This window comes from Mesorhizobium wenxiniae, assembly GCF_002284535.1.
Lineage (GTDB): Bacteria > Pseudomonadota > Alphaproteobacteria > Rhizobiales > Rhizobiaceae > Mesorhizobium > Mesorhizobium wenxiniae.
The window spans coordinates 204,560-218,753 of the sequence record NZ_NPKH01000001.1 but is presented as its reverse complement, the minus strand read 5'-3'; the positions used below and the strand labels follow the sequence as shown (position 1 = coordinate 218,753).

General features: G+C 58.8%; 18 protein-coding genes. 7 read left to right on the top strand and 11 right to left on the bottom strand.

Translation table 11 applies throughout. The annotated features are described in order from the left end of the window. Nucleotides 1-125: 125 nt before the first annotated feature. The 9 genes from CIT31_RS01010 to CIT31_RS35975 all read right to left on the bottom strand — a co-directional run bounded on the left by CIT31_RS01010 (nucleotide 126) and on the right by CIT31_RS35975 (nucleotide 8,418). Nucleotides 126-887: a sulfotransferase gene (locus CIT31_RS01010; protein ID WP_095517114.1), complete on the bottom strand. Its 762-nt coding sequence runs from the start codon at nucleotides 885-887 to the stop codon at nucleotides 126-128. 286 nt (nucleotides 888-1,173) lie between these two features. After that, a complete protein-coding gene (locus CIT31_RS01005) occupies nucleotides 1,174-1,962 on the bottom strand; it encodes an ABC transporter permease (protein WP_095517113.1) in 789 nt (262 codons plus the stop codon). A 3-nt stretch (nucleotides 1,963-1,965) separates the two neighbouring features. Next, nucleotides 1,966-2,880, bottom strand: a complete 915-nt coding sequence (gene nodI, locus CIT31_RS01000) for a nodulation factor ABC transporter ATP-binding protein NodI (RefSeq protein WP_091600619.1) — start codon at nucleotides 2,878-2,880, stop codon at nucleotides 1,966-1,968. A gap of 261 nt (nucleotides 2,881-3,141) precedes the next feature. Further along, nucleotides 3,142-4,467 carry a chitooligosaccharide synthase NodC gene (nodC, locus tag CIT31_RS00995; RefSeq protein ID WP_095517112.1) on the bottom strand — a complete coding sequence of 442 codons (1,326 nt, stop codon included), beginning with the start codon at nucleotides 4,465-4,467 and terminating at the stop codon, nucleotides 3,142-3,144. Nucleotides 4,468-4,482: 15 nt separating this feature from the next. Beyond that, nucleotides 4,483-5,142 carry a chitooligosaccharide deacetylase NodB gene (gene nodB / locus CIT31_RS00990; RefSeq protein ID WP_091600617.1) on the bottom strand — a complete coding sequence of 220 codons (660 nt, stop codon included), beginning with the start codon at nucleotides 5,140-5,142 and terminating at the stop codon, nucleotides 4,483-4,485. Beyond that, nucleotides 5,139-5,729 carry a NodA family N-acyltransferase gene (locus tag CIT31_RS00985; RefSeq protein ID WP_063169401.1) on the bottom strand — a complete coding sequence of 197 codons (591 nt, stop codon included), beginning with the start codon at nucleotides 5,727-5,729 and terminating at the stop codon, nucleotides 5,139-5,141. The genes nodB and CIT31_RS00985 overlap by 4 nt, the downstream gene beginning before the upstream one ends. A gap of 853 nt (nucleotides 5,730-6,582) precedes the next feature. After that, nucleotides 6,583-7,791, bottom strand: a complete 1,209-nt coding sequence (locus tag CIT31_RS00980) for a beta-ketoacyl-[acyl-carrier-protein] synthase family protein (protein WP_095517111.1) — start codon at nucleotides 7,789-7,791, stop codon at nucleotides 6,583-6,585. After that, the gene (locus CIT31_RS00975) at nucleotides 7,792-8,073 is read right to left on the bottom strand and encodes an acyl carrier protein (RefSeq protein ID WP_029356603.1); all 282 of its coding nucleotides are present in this window, start codon (nucleotides 8,071-8,073) and stop codon (nucleotides 7,792-7,794) included. Between the two features lie 111 nt (nucleotides 8,074-8,184). Then, nucleotides 8,185-8,418, bottom strand: a complete 234-nt coding sequence (locus tag CIT31_RS35975; RefSeq protein WP_405023153.1) for a GNAT family protein — start codon at nucleotides 8,416-8,418, stop codon at nucleotides 8,185-8,187. Between the two features lie 473 nt (nucleotides 8,419-8,891). Between CIT31_RS35975 and CIT31_RS33715 the strand changes: the two genes are divergently transcribed. The 4 genes from CIT31_RS33715 to tnpB all read left to right on the top strand — a co-directional run bounded on the left by CIT31_RS33715 (nucleotide 8,892) and on the right by tnpB (nucleotide 10,535). After that, nucleotides 8,892-9,317 carry a hypothetical protein gene (locus tag CIT31_RS33715; protein WP_133116101.1) on the top strand — a complete coding sequence of 142 codons (426 nt, stop codon included), beginning with the start codon at nucleotides 8,892-8,894 and terminating at the stop codon, nucleotides 9,315-9,317. Nucleotides 9,318-9,606: 289 nt separating this feature from the next. After that, nucleotides 9,607-10,080 carry a transposase gene (locus CIT31_RS00965; protein WP_029356640.1) on the top strand — a complete coding sequence of 158 codons (474 nt, stop codon included), beginning with the start codon at nucleotides 9,607-9,609 and terminating at the stop codon, nucleotides 10,078-10,080. A gap of 54 nt (nucleotides 10,081-10,134) precedes the next feature. Then, entirely contained in the window at nucleotides 10,135-10,383 is a 249-nt protein-coding gene (locus CIT31_RS34805; protein ID WP_236372571.1) for a transposase, read from the top strand. Then, complete coding sequence (gene tnpB, locus CIT31_RS35650) at nucleotides 10,380-10,535, top strand: IS66 family insertion sequence element accessory protein TnpB (RefSeq protein ID WP_084831567.1); 156 nt, start codon at nucleotides 10,380-10,382, stop codon at nucleotides 10,533-10,535. Before CIT31_RS34805 ends, tnpB begins: the two co-directional genes overlap by 4 nt. A gap of 46 nt (nucleotides 10,536-10,581) precedes the next feature. Here the strand turns inward: tnpB and CIT31_RS34800 are convergent, their stop codons facing one another. Beyond that, nucleotides 10,582-10,830 carry a tyrosine-type recombinase/integrase gene (locus CIT31_RS34800; protein WP_236372574.1) on the bottom strand — a complete coding sequence of 83 codons (249 nt, stop codon included), beginning with the start codon at nucleotides 10,828-10,830 and terminating at the stop codon, nucleotides 10,582-10,584. Nucleotides 10,831-11,031: 201 nt separating this feature from the next. On the opposite strand from CIT31_RS34800, the gene CIT31_RS34795 reads away from it, so the two are divergent. The 3 genes from CIT31_RS34795 (at nucleotide 11,032) to CIT31_RS00935 (ending at nucleotide 13,132) form a co-directional block, all read left to right on the top strand. Further along, nucleotides 11,032-11,445: a hypothetical protein gene (locus CIT31_RS34795; RefSeq protein WP_236372576.1), complete on the top strand. Its 414-nt coding sequence runs from the start codon at nucleotides 11,032-11,034 to the stop codon at nucleotides 11,443-11,445. A gap of 93 nt (nucleotides 11,446-11,538) precedes the next feature. After that, on the top strand, nucleotides 11,539-11,667 hold the full coding sequence (locus CIT31_RS35645) for a hypothetical protein (RefSeq protein ID WP_259980032.1): 129 nt from the start codon (nucleotides 11,539-11,541) through the stop codon (nucleotides 11,665-11,667). A 1,048-nt stretch (nucleotides 11,668-12,715) separates the two neighbouring features. Next, complete coding sequence (locus CIT31_RS00935) at nucleotides 12,716-13,132, top strand: hypothetical protein (RefSeq protein ID WP_063169404.1); 417 nt, start codon at nucleotides 12,716-12,718, stop codon at nucleotides 13,130-13,132. A 249-nt stretch (nucleotides 13,133-13,381) separates the two neighbouring features. Here the strand turns inward: CIT31_RS00935 and CIT31_RS35830 are convergent, their stop codons facing one another. Beyond that, complete coding sequence (locus CIT31_RS35830) at nucleotides 13,382-14,143, bottom strand: redoxin domain-containing protein (RefSeq protein WP_245316069.1); 762 nt, start codon at nucleotides 14,141-14,143, stop codon at nucleotides 13,382-13,384. Nucleotides 14,144-14,194 lie beyond the last annotated feature (51 nt).

Sequence of the window (14,194 nt, the reverse complement as noted above, 5' to 3'; positions counted from 1 at the left end):
TCGCCGCAGATCGAATGCCGGCCGATATCTGTCGTCTTGGTGACTTTGGTTGGTCAGTTTTGCGACGGATTGCGCGCAAACTGCAGGATATCCTACACGCCCATCAGAGCACGCGGGACAAGCGATTAAGCGTAGGAGCGCATCGAATCTCCGAGGTCAAAAAATCTTGAATAAGGTCCGCGTGCGAAGTGAATCCGCAACTCGTCAAAGTTCTCCACCGTTTGATCCAGCGGTCGCGTTTCCTGGCGCTGCAGGATGGCGTTATCTGATGGCTCAAGCGCTGGAACGCCCAGGAAATCCCAAACCGCTCCCAAGCATTGGGCAGGTTCATGAAGAAGGCTCTCGTATTCCATTACAAGCAGGTTGGTCGACGTGAAGGAGTCCATAACGCGAGCGTGAAAATCGTCGGCGGCTTTGAAATAAGCCTCACAGTCAGCGATTGACAACCTGACGCTCGGTGGCCGAGCGGTATCGTTGTCCGAGCTGAACTTCAGCCACTGACCGCTTTCCCTGGCCTGCACAAAGGATCGGAGCGATTCCAATACGTTTCGGCGAACAACGAGGATGACCTTGAGTGCTGGCCAACGAACTAATTCCGCAAAGAATGCTGGACGCTCGCGAAACTGAGGTTCATTGATCTTGCAGCCAAGATGCGTCACATTCTTGTAGTCGCGCATAGGGCAGCGCACATAGGCAAGCTCAAGAAGCTCGCGATCCGTGCCTAGCAGGCGATCCGTGCTGGGCCAATTGGGATCATATTCGTTTAGCAACTCACCGTTACTCAAAACGGTCGGATGCTCGTTTAGCAATTCTTCTAAATAGTGTGTTCCGGTCCTTGGCATAGCAAGGATCACAAAAGGCTCAGGAGTTGGTTCGTTGTGGGTCATTGCATGTTTATCCAACTAAATAATGGCCGCGACGGTCTGGGGACGCGCACAAGAAGCTTGGCTGCTATCGCTTGAACGCTCCGGGTGGGTCCGCGCCTCACCACCCAGCCTGTACTCCGAGGTGTGGTCGCGAAGATGGGCGCGTGCCTGCAGCGGCTGGTGGCGCCCGGCTTCGGCGTTGTTGTACCACTCGCGATTCCTGGCACACGCATGCCTCCGGGCCGCTGTGGGCAGTTTGCAATCCGGCATTGCGGACCTCCTTCTCGTTGATGGGCGTAGGTAAGCGTCAACGCATTAGTCGTCGATGAAACAGTCCAGCCGACAGAAAAAAAGGCAATACAGCGAACATGCAAAGTGCGCCTATATGCAGCCCTACATTGTCGCCCAGGCGGCCGAGCATCACCGGACGGATTAGATCGATAGAATTCGCCAGCGGCGAGAAGGCCGCAATCTGCTGAAACACTCCTGGCAATTGGCCGACTGGAAAAACCGCGCCCGAAAGGAACAGCATAGGTGTGATGACAAGCGTCTGATAGAAAATAAAATAGTGATAACTGGGCGCGAGCGCGATGACGAGCATGGCCAGGCTCGCAAAGGCGAACCCGGTGAGAGCGATGACCGGCAGCACGTAGAGAACCGACGTCCACGCGGCATAACCTAGCGCGGCGGCAACAATCGCAATTGTCGTACCGGCCAGAAAGGCCTTTGTGGCTGCCCAGGTCAATTCACCGAGAACGATGTCGCCGAGGGTAAGTTGTGTGTGCAAGATTGCTTCCCAAGTGCCCTGATCGCGCATTCGACCGAAAACCGCGTAAATTGTTTCGAAGGTCGATGCTGTCATCGCGCTTGTCGCAACCATGCCGGCTGCCAGAAAAGCGATGTAGGATGCACCTTCGATGCGGCCTACCAACAGTCCAAGGCCAGTGCCGAGCCCGAAAAGGTAAATCATCGGATCAGCAAGGGTGCCGAGCATTGAAGCAAATGCCACCTTCTTCCATGCCAAATGATTGCGGCGCCACACCGCGATCCAGTTCCAGGCGTTGGCGGGTAGAGCGGCCGCAAGACGTTCACCCATTGCTCACTTCTCCATCTCACGTCCGGTTAGCCGCAAGAAAACGTCCTCCAGACTGGGTGGACGCTCCAGAATACGCAGACCCGCTCGACCGCGAAGCTGGATGCGCACATCCTCCGGATCAGGCGCATAGCAAAAGAGCGTCTCGCCGCTTACCTCGATACGCTGAACGTACGGCCTGATCAGCGAAATCAGCTCCTGTGGATTGCCGCCGAAGATCTCGATCACGTTGCACCCAATGTACTCGTCGATCAGCGCATGAGGACTGCCCTCGGCGATCTTGCGTCCCCGTTCGAGAACACACAGCCGATCACAAAGCCGCTCAGCCTCTTCCATGAAATGGGTGGTCAAAATGATCGTTTTTCCGCTCGCCAGCAGGAAACGAAGTCGCTCCCAGATCAGATGGCGGGCATGCGGGTCGAGGCCGGTCGTGGGCTCATCCATCACAAGCAACTGGGGGTCGTTGATCAGAGCACGTGCCAGCGTCAGGCGCCGCTTCATCCCGCCGGATAGCAGGCCGACACGTGAATCCGCCTTGCTCTCAAGGCGAGCGAACTCGAGGAGCCGTGGGATGACGGCGTTGATCTCTCTTGTTCTCATGCCGAAGTAGCGCCCGAACACCAACAGGTTCTCACGTACCGTAAATTCCAGGTCGAGATTGTCGAACTGCGGGACCACGCCTATGCCCTTGCGGGCCAAGCGGCTGCGTGCCGGCACTGGTAGACCGAGGACTGTTATATCACCCGCGTCAGGCCGGGTCATACCGAGGAGCATACGCGCAATCGTGCTCTTGCCTGCGCCGTTCGGCCCCAGCAGACCGAAGCACTCTCCCGATGCAACGGTGAAGGACAGCCCGTCCACAACGAGCTTGTTTCCGAATAATTTGGTTACGCCGGTAAGGTCGATTGCTACATTGGACATGCGTCTATCTCAAGCGGAATGAGTCCGATTGGCCACCGGCAGCTTACTTACGAATCTGGTTCAGAGCAGGCCACCGCCTTGAGATGGCACCTTTGGAAAGTCGCGGCCGGAGCGACGCGTGTATCGCTTCCGCCAAAGAATTAACGTCAAGATGCCACGTGTCGCTTCCAGATAGTTCCCGTTCTGACCATAGGTAACTCGACAAGCTTCACCACGTGTCGACTGACACAACTTACTCGGTCACCCGGCGCTGCAAGGCCGTCAGACTTCACCAGCTGTGAGCGAAAGATCTGCAGTATGAAGTGACTCCGCAATTCCAGAATTGCCCGCAGCATTTGCTCCGGCAAGCGGCATCGCGCTTGTGATTTCCTTTGTGCTTCTGTTGGGCAGGGGAACACTTTTACGCGACAGCCAATCGCTATTGCTCAATGTACACAGGGCGTAAGCCTTCAAGGGGATCAACAGGAATATCCTGATTAACGCGTGCATTGAATAGCCGATGAATCGAAGCTGCCGAGTGCGGAAAGATAACACCGTAGATCTGATTATGGTCATGGTGACAATAGCCAGCACCGTCCACCAATTTACTGTATGTGAAAATAGTAGCTCACCGAGCGCCGTTACTACCGCGATGCCGAGCAACAATGGGCCGAGATTCTCTCCCATCACATCCAAAGTTAGATAGCGATCCAGGCCACGCAGTAGACCTCGCGCAAGCATCGTGTCCCGGAAAGTGCTCCGTGCCCAGCGGAGTTGTTGGCGCAAATAAGGTCCCATCTTGTCCGGAACGACTGTCGCCGCGACGGCATCTGGAACGTACTCGGTTCGAAAGCCTGCTTTCAGCATGAGGATCGTAAGATGACGGTCTTCACCGAAGTCGCTTGGTTTCCCCCTGAACAGCTGCGTCTCGTATTGATCCAGCAGAGAAAGGAGACAAGACCGGCGGTACATTGCACATGGGCCGCAGCAGCACATGACCGCACCAAAGCGACCTTGCGCCGCGCGCTCCTCATTGCAAGCCAGCCAGTATTCCATATCGATCAATCGGGTCAACCAAGTGTCGCTGCGGTTGTATGCCGTCAGCTGGCCCATGGCCGCTCCGACCATGGGATCCCGCATTTTTACTGCAAGCTTCGTGATCACGTCGGACGCAAGTGTCGTGTCAGAGTCGACGCTGAGCACGAAATCTCCAGATGAGCGGCGGATGGCGGCGATCTGCGCCTTGCGTTTGCCAACATTCTCGCGGAGCAGAATGAAATTGAATCTCGGGTCGCCCTCGTAGGCGTGATGTACCGGGATGACGGCATTACGATTTCCAGAACCGTCGTCAACCAGATAGACCTGAAATGTTCCGGCGTAATCTTGAATTGCGATGGAAGCTAAACACGCCGCGAGTGTGCGCGGGTCCTCATTGTAGCAGGGGATGATGACATCCACGCTCGGCCAACGGTCGGATCCGAACAAGCTTTCCGACGGCGGCGTAACATTTTCCGGTTGGGAGTAGACCGCTTGCATGCCTCTGTAAACAGTCGAGAGCACCGCATAAGACGAAACGGCAACAGTACTGGCTGTGGTGAGAAGGTCCATAGGATCTCTGTTTGTTCAGGGATGTTGAGGAAGTGATCGGATTACAAATCCGCGGCCGTGCAATTCTGGAATTAGGCGTGACAACGCTGTCACCGTCTGGTCGCGCAGACTGGCTTGATTGCCTGGTTGCAATTCGTCGGGAGCGCACCCGTCGTGCAACAGCACGATTGCGCCCGGCCGGATATCGGCGAGCACTCTGTCGACGATGGCGTCAACGCCGGGGCGAGACCAGTCGCGTGGATCAATGGACCAATGGACGGGCGCCAATGCCGCACCCGCTGATGCAGCGATTACTTCTTCGGTCCAGATGCCATACGGTGCACGAAAGTACCGAACCATGGCCTGCGGGCAAGCCATCCCTATGACTCTGTTTGCCTCAACTATCTGGCGGTCGACTTCGACGGGCCCGCATTTAGCCAGGTCCGGATGAGTCATCGTGTGGTTGGCTATACCGTGCCCGTCTGTAATAATTCGGCGAACGAGTTCCGGCTCGTCGGCCGCGTAGGCCCCAACAACGAAGAAGGTCGCCGGCACCTGATGTTGCGCCAGCACATTGAGTATCTGCGGTGTGAAAAATGAATTGGGACCGTCGTCAAACGTCAGATAGACGCTGCGCTCTGCAATGCCATCGGCATTGTCACTCTGCCCTTCGCATATGTAGTCCAGAGGCTTCATAGTTCCGGACCGTTCCGGTCGATCAGGGTACCGGACGGCCACTCGTCCATCGAGCGTCCGATCGGCGAAACCAACACGAGTACGTCTTCCAGGCGCGTGGGCGGCAGGTCGGGATGCACGTCTGGACGGGTCGACCGTACGCGAACGCCCGACACAATGTTCGCGAGGCCGGCTCTGCAGAATCTTTCGACATGGTTTCGCAGCGCGTGCCGAACCGTGCCGAAAGCGAATGGAACACCCAACTGATGGAGCACTGGGTACGCCACGCGCATCGAAAAACCGATTCCGAGCCCTTCAAGATCCGGACGAACCGCGTACAGGCCCAATTCAGCGACGATCAAGTCGACCTCGCCAACTTTGATGAAGCGCCGCAGCATGCCGATGTGAGCCGCTACCCCATGCGCGTCGTAGCCGATTGCGCGGAATTCCGGCCTCGCGCCGGCCCAACTGCGGCCGCCTTCGAATGGCTCCGCGTTGAAGGCGCCAGTCCGTCCATAGGTCTTTCGAAAAAAGTCGGAGAGTTCGACATGGTCGGCCAGTTGCAACTCATTTTCCCAGCACAACTTCCACTCGACATTCGGGCGCATGGAAGACCTCACCTTGTAGCTGTCTGGTTGAGATAAATGTCCAAGCATTGGTTAAATAATTGGCGTCGCGCCAACGGGGCGTAACTTGTGGAGACCGCCGAAAGACCAAGCCGCAATGCAGATGCGACTGACTTTGTACGCCCCGCACACCAGATGATGCTCCTCGGATCCAACGCAACCATCGGAACTACCTATCTTTCCAACTTGAAGCGCTTCTATGGGACCTGCAGCAAAAACGGTAAAATCCTTTGTTTAGATGAAAGGTATCCACGCTTTGGATAACTGGGCGAATGCGTTCCATATGGCTGGTCAATTATCGTCGTCACGCTCGAGGCACTTCTGACGAAGCGCAAAGCTCACGCCCGCGGCACGCGCGGCCGTTGCCGGGCCGCGCGATTATCTCCGTAAGAGCCGAGCGGAGCTCAGACACGACGATTGATCAGAATCTGATTCGCGGGTTCAGTATCTTTTTCGTGTATCCAGCTCTGGGCTGTCCTTTGGCGGGAGTTAGGTTCGCCCAGGTTCTGAGCCTGGGGCGTCGGCCCGTTCGCCGCACAGGCTCCTTCGCACATCGTCGAGGCCGAGAAAGAGGTGGCCACACAGCTCCCCCTGTACTTTCCACCACCCGACACCAGAGCTCACCCAGGGCGCCGGCCTTGCTCACCTCAACGGATAGCGCACTCGCGCCGCTTCACGATTAAAAGAATTCTACAAGCAGATGCCTGTTTGATCGTGAGACGTCCGCTGCCAATTCCCGCATCGCAGAGGCAGCAAATAGCGCTCGCTTCACATAGTGGTCCGGCAAGCAGCTAGATACGACAGGTGACCTCAAATGAGGCGTCTTGCATGGCTTCTACACCTGCCTGAATGCCAGAACTGCGTTCGTGCCGCCCATGGCGAAGGCGTTGCTCATGGCGACGCGCACCTTGCGCTCGCGCGGCACATTGGGCGTGATGTCGAGGTCGCAAGCGGGATCTGGCTCGCGATAGTTGGCGGTCGGCGGCACGACGTCCTCTTGGATTGCCATCACGCAGGCGATCATTTCAAGCGCGCTCGCTGCGCCGAGGCAATGCGCGTGCGTGGACTTGGTGGAAGAGATGGACATCGAATAAGCGTGATTTCCAAACACACGCTTGATCGCCGCCGTTTCAGTCTGATCATTGCTCTTGGTACCGGTGCCGTGCGCGTTGAGGTAGTCGACGTCCCCGGCATTCAGCCCGGCATCGGCAAGGCAGGCGCGCATCGCCGACGCTGGCCCCTCGACAGATGGCGCGGCGATGTGGAAGGCATCGGCGGAAAGGCCGACGCCGGCGATCTCGGCAAGGATTGTGGCACCGCGCGCCCTTGCATGCTCGTAGCTTTCCAGCACGGCCATGCCAGCACCCTCGCCCAGCACCAGGCCCTTCCTATCGGCGGAGAAGGGCCGGCAGGTATCGGGTGAAAGCACGCGCATTGCTTCCCATGCTTTCAGCACGCCCCATGCGAAGGGTGCGTCGCTGCCCCCGGAAACCATTACGTCGGCCCGGCCCAGCTTGATCTGATCCACCGCCGAGGCGATCGCATGGTTGGCCGAGGCACATGCGGAGGTCACCCCGAACACCGGCCCGCGCAAGCCGAGGCTCAAGCTAAGATGGACGGAAGCGGCGCTGGGCATCACCTTTACTCCAGTGAAGAGTTCAGCACGGATTGCGCTACCCAAAAGCAGTGAGCGGTAAGTTTGTTCTGTTGCGTATGAACCGGTAAATCCGACGCCCACTGTCGCGCCGAAGCGATGGGCATTCCCTTCGTCGCAGGAAAGTCCGGCCTGCCGCATGGCTTCGCGCGCTGCAAGCACGGCGAGCAAGCTGAAGCGGTCCATGGAGATGAGATGCCCCCGGTTGATGTCGTGCTCGGGCAGCGCCTTGATCTCAGCGCCCGTCATGCCCTCCAGGTCATGAAGCTCGGAATTGGCGAGCGGGCCGATGGCGGAGCGGCCTTCGCGCATCTCTTTCCACATAGAGGCGGCGTCGGTGCCCAGTCCGCACAGGCCGCCCACTCCGGTGATGACGACGCGCCTGTCCATTCAAGCCTCCTTCGCAAGCAAGCCGCGGACGGCTTCCACGACGTCGCCGACATTCTTGAGATTGGACCAGGCATCGGCCGTGTTCATATCGATTTTGATGCCGTAGGCCTGTTCCACATCCCAGAGGACGTCCGCCAAACCCAGCGAATCGAACCCGAGCGCGTCCAGTTCCGTGGCGATTGTTATCTCGCCGACGAATGACGCAGGCATTCCCTCACCGCTCTCCGACTCGGCGCGTTTCTTGATCAGGGCAATGACGTCCGTTGCGAATTGATCGGCCATTCTGTTTCCTGTCTTTCTTTCCCGCGTTTCGACCCGGACCCGCGGCTCAGTTCCTGAGGCGCGCCGCGTCGCGAAAGCCATCACGCTTGTGCGACTGACAAAGCCCAATGCTCATAAAGCCGGATCAGGTCCGGCCGGTGTGTGGCGTAGGTGCAGTATGACGATGTGAGCCGCTACACCGTGCGCGTCGTAGCCGATTGCGCGGGCTTCCGGTCTCGCGCCGGCCCAACTGCGGCCGCTTTCGAATGGCTTTGCGTGGAAGGTTCCCAGTCTGTCCATAGGCTCGGAAGAAGTCGGACAGTTGACATGGCCGGTCAGTTGCAACTCCCTTTCCCAGCACTCCACTGCCCGGTAGAGCGCATGAAAGTTCTCCTTTCGGGCAGTTCTTAAGACGCTCGCCACGCCATGAGGCAGTGGGGCATCGGTGTGCGTCAGGTGCTTCTGCCCATGCAGGATTCCACAACATTGATGAAATCGTTTGTTTCGATGAAAGGCATCCACACTTTGGATAGTTGACCACGCGTTTCAAAGATCGTGAACTACATCTCGTCGTTGTGCTCGACGCACTTCCGACAAGTAACCTCACGGGCGCGGCATGCAGGATGAGCCCAGCCGGTCATGAGTGCGGCCTTGCCGGGTCGGGCAATAGGCAGTCATGCCCTTCCTTCTGGTCAAGCACTCCGAAAAACATTCCCCCCATAAATGCTAGATCTTCCGTTGCCTTTTCGCGTCACAGGCCGTCAAACGCCCGGCCGTTCACAACAGTGATCCGGCAAGTGTTTGGCTGCGCGAGACGATGCTGCAGGGAGTCGTCCTGCATGGCACTTCGCTATGATGCTGCGGTGCCGTCTAACGGCGCCTCGTGTTTGAACACACTGAACGGCCACCGCGATCAAAATCGATGGTTCGAGACCGTTGATCATCACCCCGCCAGCCTCGATCTTGTTTGCCGCCACGAGAGCGACACAGAGACTGCTGGTGAAGATGCCCGCCTGCCCGCTATGTTCCGGATGGTTGACCATCCCGGATGGACCCATCGAGGGTGTCAAGGCGAGCATGAGCACAGGCGCGAACAGTTCACGGGCAGGCGCGACGGTGGCCGCAAAGCAACGTCGCGCCAGCATGCGATCTCAGCAGGATCGGCACCATCCTGTCAGGGAGCAATGCGAGTGGCTGGCTTAGCCGCTGCGACGCTGCCCGGCATCGATGACGAGGACCTGGCGCCGTGCGAGGAGCAAGAGTAGACGGATAGTATGCGCGGGAGTGGCGACCGACCACCTTGTTTCTAAGGCAGACTGAAAGCGGCTCTTACCGGGCGGCTACGCTGTTTCAGAGACTGGGGCGTCGTGCACATCCAGCCGATACTCTTTGTTGCGGATTGCGAACCGATTGCATTGCCGCAGTTACTGGCATCATGTTAACGCGTCGGACGGCGACATTGGCGAGCACGGTTTTGTGGCCGCAGTTGACAAAGCCCATAAGTTCTAGATGCTGCGTGCTAGAATAGATGTTTGAAATCGCAGGGAGTTTCTGATGTCCAACCTTAAGGAAACTGAGGCAACCCAGGCAGCAGGCGAGGTGCCCGTGAAGGAACAGACACCCGATATAAAGGCGCCGAAGACGCGGAAGCGGACCGCGCAGCGCGCAGGTGCTATACGAACCAGAGCCGCCAGCTCGGCTCTTCAGGCGTCTTCATCTAAAGCGATCGCTTCGCCTACAGTCCGGGCAGCGCGGAGAAATTACTCTGAGAACGAGCGTGCCCAGAAGCTCGGCGAGATCGAGAAGCAGATCGGACGGGGAGAGAGTATCAAGGCAGCCGTTCAGAACGCTGGAATATCGGAACAGACGTACTATCACTGGAAAAGGGCTGCTGGGCAGACAACACAGAGCGATGAGCTCAAGGATCTTGTGAAGCTTGAAGAAGAGAACGCCCGTCTGAAGAAGCTCCTCGCTGACCGGCTCCGGAAAGAAAACGCCGAGCTCAGGAAAAAGCTCGGGCTTGCTTGAGCCCTTTGCCGCCATAGGCAAAAAGCCCGAGGGGCGACTGACCTGAGCTCCAAGGTGACCTTCCTTTCTTCCTGTGACACAGCGAACAGCGTCGCGCCCAGCAGCCGATACTGGCGCAACGAGCTGTTTCGACCTGAGACCGGGCAGCCGGCAACTGAAGACGTTCTTGACGAACGCGCCCAGCCGCTCCCGCCGCCAGTGGTGATCGAGCTGGAGGTCGCCGGCAAGGTGCGGCTGCGGATTCCACTGACCACGCCGCCAACACTGGCAGCGGCGATGGTGAAGGCGCGGGGCGTTTCATGATCCCGGTCCCGAGCCAGGTGCGGATCTGGTTGGCGGTGGGCCGGACCGATATGCGTCGCGGAATGCAGCGTCTCGCTCTGCAGGTTCAGGAGACATTGGGCCGGGATCCGCATTTATGCGTCGGGCGAGATTATGTGGCGGAGCCGCCCTGACCCCTTCGGACCGGCCAAACCCAGCTTGCCTCCGCCACATAAACATTCAGATGGAGTTCAGCAGTTGCAGAACGGAGTCATTTGGTCGGAAACGCACGCCGTGATCGCCGGTGACGCCCGCCTTCTCGAGTCCATTGCGCATCATCTCTACATCCGCTGTGGCATAGCGGTGGGTCGTGGCGACCCGTGCATGCCCGAGCCAGGCTTGGATCGTCAAAAGGTCCACGCCGGACTGGAGAAGCTTCATGGCGAGGGAGTGCCGGAAGATGTGCGGCGATATGGGCTTGTCGGCCAAAGCCGGTCTGGTAGGCCCGGCGCTCGTTGCGGGCGCCGAGGAATATCGGTCGCGGCTCGTGATGGGCGATCCCGCGCTCGCTCAACAAGGATGTCAGCGCCCGCAGCCGGGTCCTTAGCAATGGGGACGACGCGGTCTCTACGCCCTTTGCCGCGCAGCAGCACTTGTGGGTGCGGCCGCTCCAACTGAAGGTCGTTTGCGTTGACGCCGGTGGCTTCGGAGGCCCGGGCGCCGGTTCGTGCCAAGAAAGAGCAGAAAGGCTCGGTCGCGCCGACCACGGGGCGTCTTTGGATCTGGCGCCGCGATGAGGGTGTCCACTTCGGCCGTGGTGAGGTGGTACGTCACGTCAATGTGCGTCCGTTTAATGGGAATCGTCAGCACGCGTTGGGCGACGCCGAAGGATGCCGGGTCGGCGGCAGCGACGTGGCGGAAGAAAGATCGGATCGCGGCCAAGCGGGCGTTGCGCGTGGTGACGGAATTGTTCCGCTTCTCCTCGAGTTCGTCGAGAAAAGCGAGAACGAGATCTCGATCAGCTCTTCGAGCGCCAACGCCCCCGGCTTCTTCCGCAATCGGGCGGCGGCAAAGAGGATCAGCATGCGCAAGGCATCGCGATAGCTGGCCACGGTCGCGGGAGTCGCATTGCGCTGCTTCGTCAGGCGCCGGCGGAAATAGGACTTCAGGAGCGGCGCTAGGAGTAGGTGTTAACTCATGCTGCTCCTTGAGCGCGCCGCCATCGAGTGCCACCTCGGCTTGATCAATCAGATCAACGAGGCGTTGACGGTGGTCGAGGCGGATATCGCGGTGGTGCCCACTAGGATCCGACAATCCGTCGCCTGATGACGTTGCCTCCGACGTCACCGTGGGTGCGAACGTTGCCGCGGCAATCGGCAACATTCGGCGCTTCAGCGATCCACAGAGGCTTGTCGCCTACCTTGGCTTCTTCCGAGCGTGCGGCAGTCGGTGAGGGACCGGCCTATCATGGCCGCATCACGAAGCACGTCTCCTGAATCGAAACCTCTATCCGATCGACGAACGCCTCAAGTCTCGCAGGCGAGCAAGGCCGGGCGGGTCCAGATGTAGTAGGTATCCTAATCATCGCCGAGCGTGTTTAGCTTGGGTCGCGCAGAAAGGTGGATGGCGTGAGCGCGCTGAGATGGATCGCCATTTGGACTAAACGACGGGACGGCTGACTGGTATGCGCGTTCAATTGATCTGGCGCCTTAAATGCAGGAAGGCTTCGCGGCCGGTACGAGGCGCATCCCTCCTCCGAAGCAGCACGCCCAAGTATCATCACAAGCCCCGAGCGCTCGCGTTCGGCGATGTCCAATTTCCGACAATGTCGGAATACAGTCAGATCTGCTGGATTGACTTTAAATGGTTTTCTCATTTGGCACAGCGCATGCTGGTTATCCGCAAACACGTGACCGACCAACAAGAAGTCGCATGATCACCTCACCAAAACATACAGCCGCGGAACAATCACTTGGCCCGAACTTGCTTATCGCCCTCCCCGTCACCACAACCGGAGCCATCCATGTCTGACGGGCTGCCCAGGATACCTACTGCGACCGCGCTTGCCCGGTGACGACCGCTCCGGCTCCGCCCGTTACCGACGAGGCAAAGTGACGGATTTCCTGCTTTTCAACGACATGGAGGTGGTTGTCATTCCCGCTGGGGGACAGACTCGGCCTGTTCAAGGCATTGCGCGAAGGCGGCAAGATGACGGCCACCCGTGCGCGAACTCAAGGAGCGCAGCCTGTATCGTGTATCAGGCAAATAGGCCGTCGGTCAGTGACCTTGACACAGGGGACATGCGCAAGGTCCTGAAGTTTGATGTAGCGATAGAAGGGTGCCAATGACAACAATAGCTTACAGGAACGGAACCATGGCTGGCGACGGCCGAGCCTTGGGTTTTGACTCAGTATCCGTCGGTGAGAAAACGAAGGTGTTTCGCTTATGCGACGGCACACTCATCGGCGTTTCCTCTTCGTCCTTGGGTATTCCAAAGGCCGTTCGAGACTGGGTTGAGAAGGGCATGGATGTTTCTGATATTCCTGTGCCGCGCAACGACGACAATTTTGAATTTGAGGCGCTGATAGTGCGCAAAAATGGGGAAGCCGTATTGTTGGACGGCAATTGGCTGCCAAGTGATCCCGTGAAAGGTGAATATTATGCCATCGGGAGCGGCAAGCAGTATGCTTTGGCCGCGCTGGTTTTGGGCAAGTCAGCTAAGGAAAGCGTCGAAGTTGCCGCGAAACTCGACGTTTGGACTGGTGGCACAGTCACTGCCATAACTCACTAAACCCGCCTTTCGGCGGGAGTGTGACAGTGCGAGCGTGGAAGTAGGGCGCCACCCCGGGGCACGTCGAGCCCTGTCATCTGCTTGCGTTGTTGGACATGTGAGCTGGTCCATAAGCGCGCGAAAGCGTCCAGTTGTGGCCAAAAGCACGATTTGCGACAGAACCGGCCCGCTTCTATGAGTATGGCCGCTTTTTGCGGCCAGCGTGCTTGCCATCCTGCCGCCAGTGGCCGTCGCCTTCTTCTTCCAAGGTTACCTCGTCATGAAGTAGAGCACCACGATCTTGTCGGAGAAATCGGAAAGGCGGACGGCCCTTCCGTCCGCGTCGGCCAGTTCGAAAGGCGGCGCGGCCTGCTCGTCGATCGCCTGGAAGAACCTCTCCGCGCTGTCCCTCATCTTGTCGAGATCGGCGCCCGGATGGTGGGCCAGCGCGGAGGTCGCGAGGATCAGCGCCAGAAATTGAATCGCAAGCGACGGTTTCGCTTTCATGGACAATGCATTCCGGTTGGGGGCGTTCGAGGGCTCCGCGGCTAGGATTGGTCTCACTGTGTCTGCTCCCGCTCCCGGCGGCTCATCTGCCTGATAGGCGCGTTCCCGCTCGGGCCATGTGCTTTTGATGAAGGCCAGAACGGCCCGGATCTCCTCGTCGGTGAGGACATTCCCGAAGCCCGGCATGTCGCTCTGGTAGCCGCCGCCGACGACCGCGGCCGGTCCCGGCGCCGGCATGCGTCCCGAAGGCAGCGGGCTTTCCAATCGCGCTGACCTTCGCCTGGCTAAAACCGTCTTGCCTAGCGCTATCGCCGCGGCCGGGGCGCCGCCACCGGCCATCCGGTTGGCGAGCCAAGGCAATGTCCAGACCAATCCGAGGCCTGCCGCGGCCACGCATCGATAAGAGGACCGACGCCCTTCTCCTTTGCCGCCGCTGGAGAACAGGTACTTGATCAGCGCGGCCGTCCCGAGGACGAGCACGACGACGACAAGCAGCCACACCAGGCCCATGCCGAACATCATCATGCCGCTCATGCATTCCATCATCGAAGCCTCCTATTCCGTGGCGTAGACGCC

Coding starts and splice junctions, on each gene's coding strand:
- CIT31_RS33715 (WP_133116101.1), top strand. CDS start 8,892: ATGGCACTTCGCTATGATGCTGCGGTGCCGTCTAACGGCGCCTCGTGT.
- tnpB (WP_084831567.1), top strand. CDS start 10,380: ATGATCCCGGTCCCGAGCCAGGTGCGGATCTGGTTGGCGGTGGGCCGG.
- CIT31_RS00935 (WP_063169404.1), top strand. CDS start 12,716: ATGGCTGGCGACGGCCGAGCCTTGGGTTTTGACTCAGTATCCGTCGGT.
- CIT31_RS00975 (WP_029356603.1), bottom strand. CDS start 8,073: ATGGCCGATCAATTCGCAACGGACGTCATTGCCCTGATCAAGAAACGC.
- CIT31_RS00980 (WP_095517111.1), bottom strand. CDS start 7,791: ATGGACAGGCGCGTCGTCATCACCGGAGTGGGCGGCCTGTGCGGACTG.
- nodB (WP_091600617.1), bottom strand. CDS start 5,142: ATGAAGCCTCTGGACTACATATGCGAAGGGCAGAGTGACAATGCCGAT.
- CIT31_RS35645 (WP_259980032.1), top strand. CDS start 11,539: ATGCTGCTCCTTGAGCGCGCCGCCATCGAGTGCCACCTCGGCTTGATC.
- nodI (WP_091600619.1), bottom strand. CDS start 2,880: ATGTCCAATGTAGCAATCGACCTTACCGGCGTAACCAAATTATTCGGA.
- CIT31_RS01010 (WP_095517114.1), bottom strand. CDS start 887: ATGACCCACAACGAACCAACTCCTGAGCCTTTTGTGATCCTTGCTATG.
- CIT31_RS01005 (WP_095517113.1), bottom strand. CDS start 1,962: ATGGGTGAACGTCTTGCGGCCGCTCTACCCGCCAACGCCTGGAACTGG.
- CIT31_RS35830 (WP_245316069.1), bottom strand. CDS start 14,143: ATGATGATGTTCGGCATGGGCCTGGTGTGGCTGCTTGTCGTCGTCGTG.
- CIT31_RS00985 (WP_063169401.1), bottom strand. CDS start 5,729: ATGCGCCCGAATGTCGAGTGGAAGTTGTGCTGGGAAAATGAGTTGCAA.
- CIT31_RS00965 (WP_029356640.1), top strand. CDS start 9,607: ATGTCCAACCTTAAGGAAACTGAGGCAACCCAGGCAGCAGGCGAGGTG.
- nodC (WP_095517112.1), bottom strand. CDS start 4,467: ATGGACCTTCTCACCACAGCCAGTACTGTTGCCGTTTCGTCTTATGCG.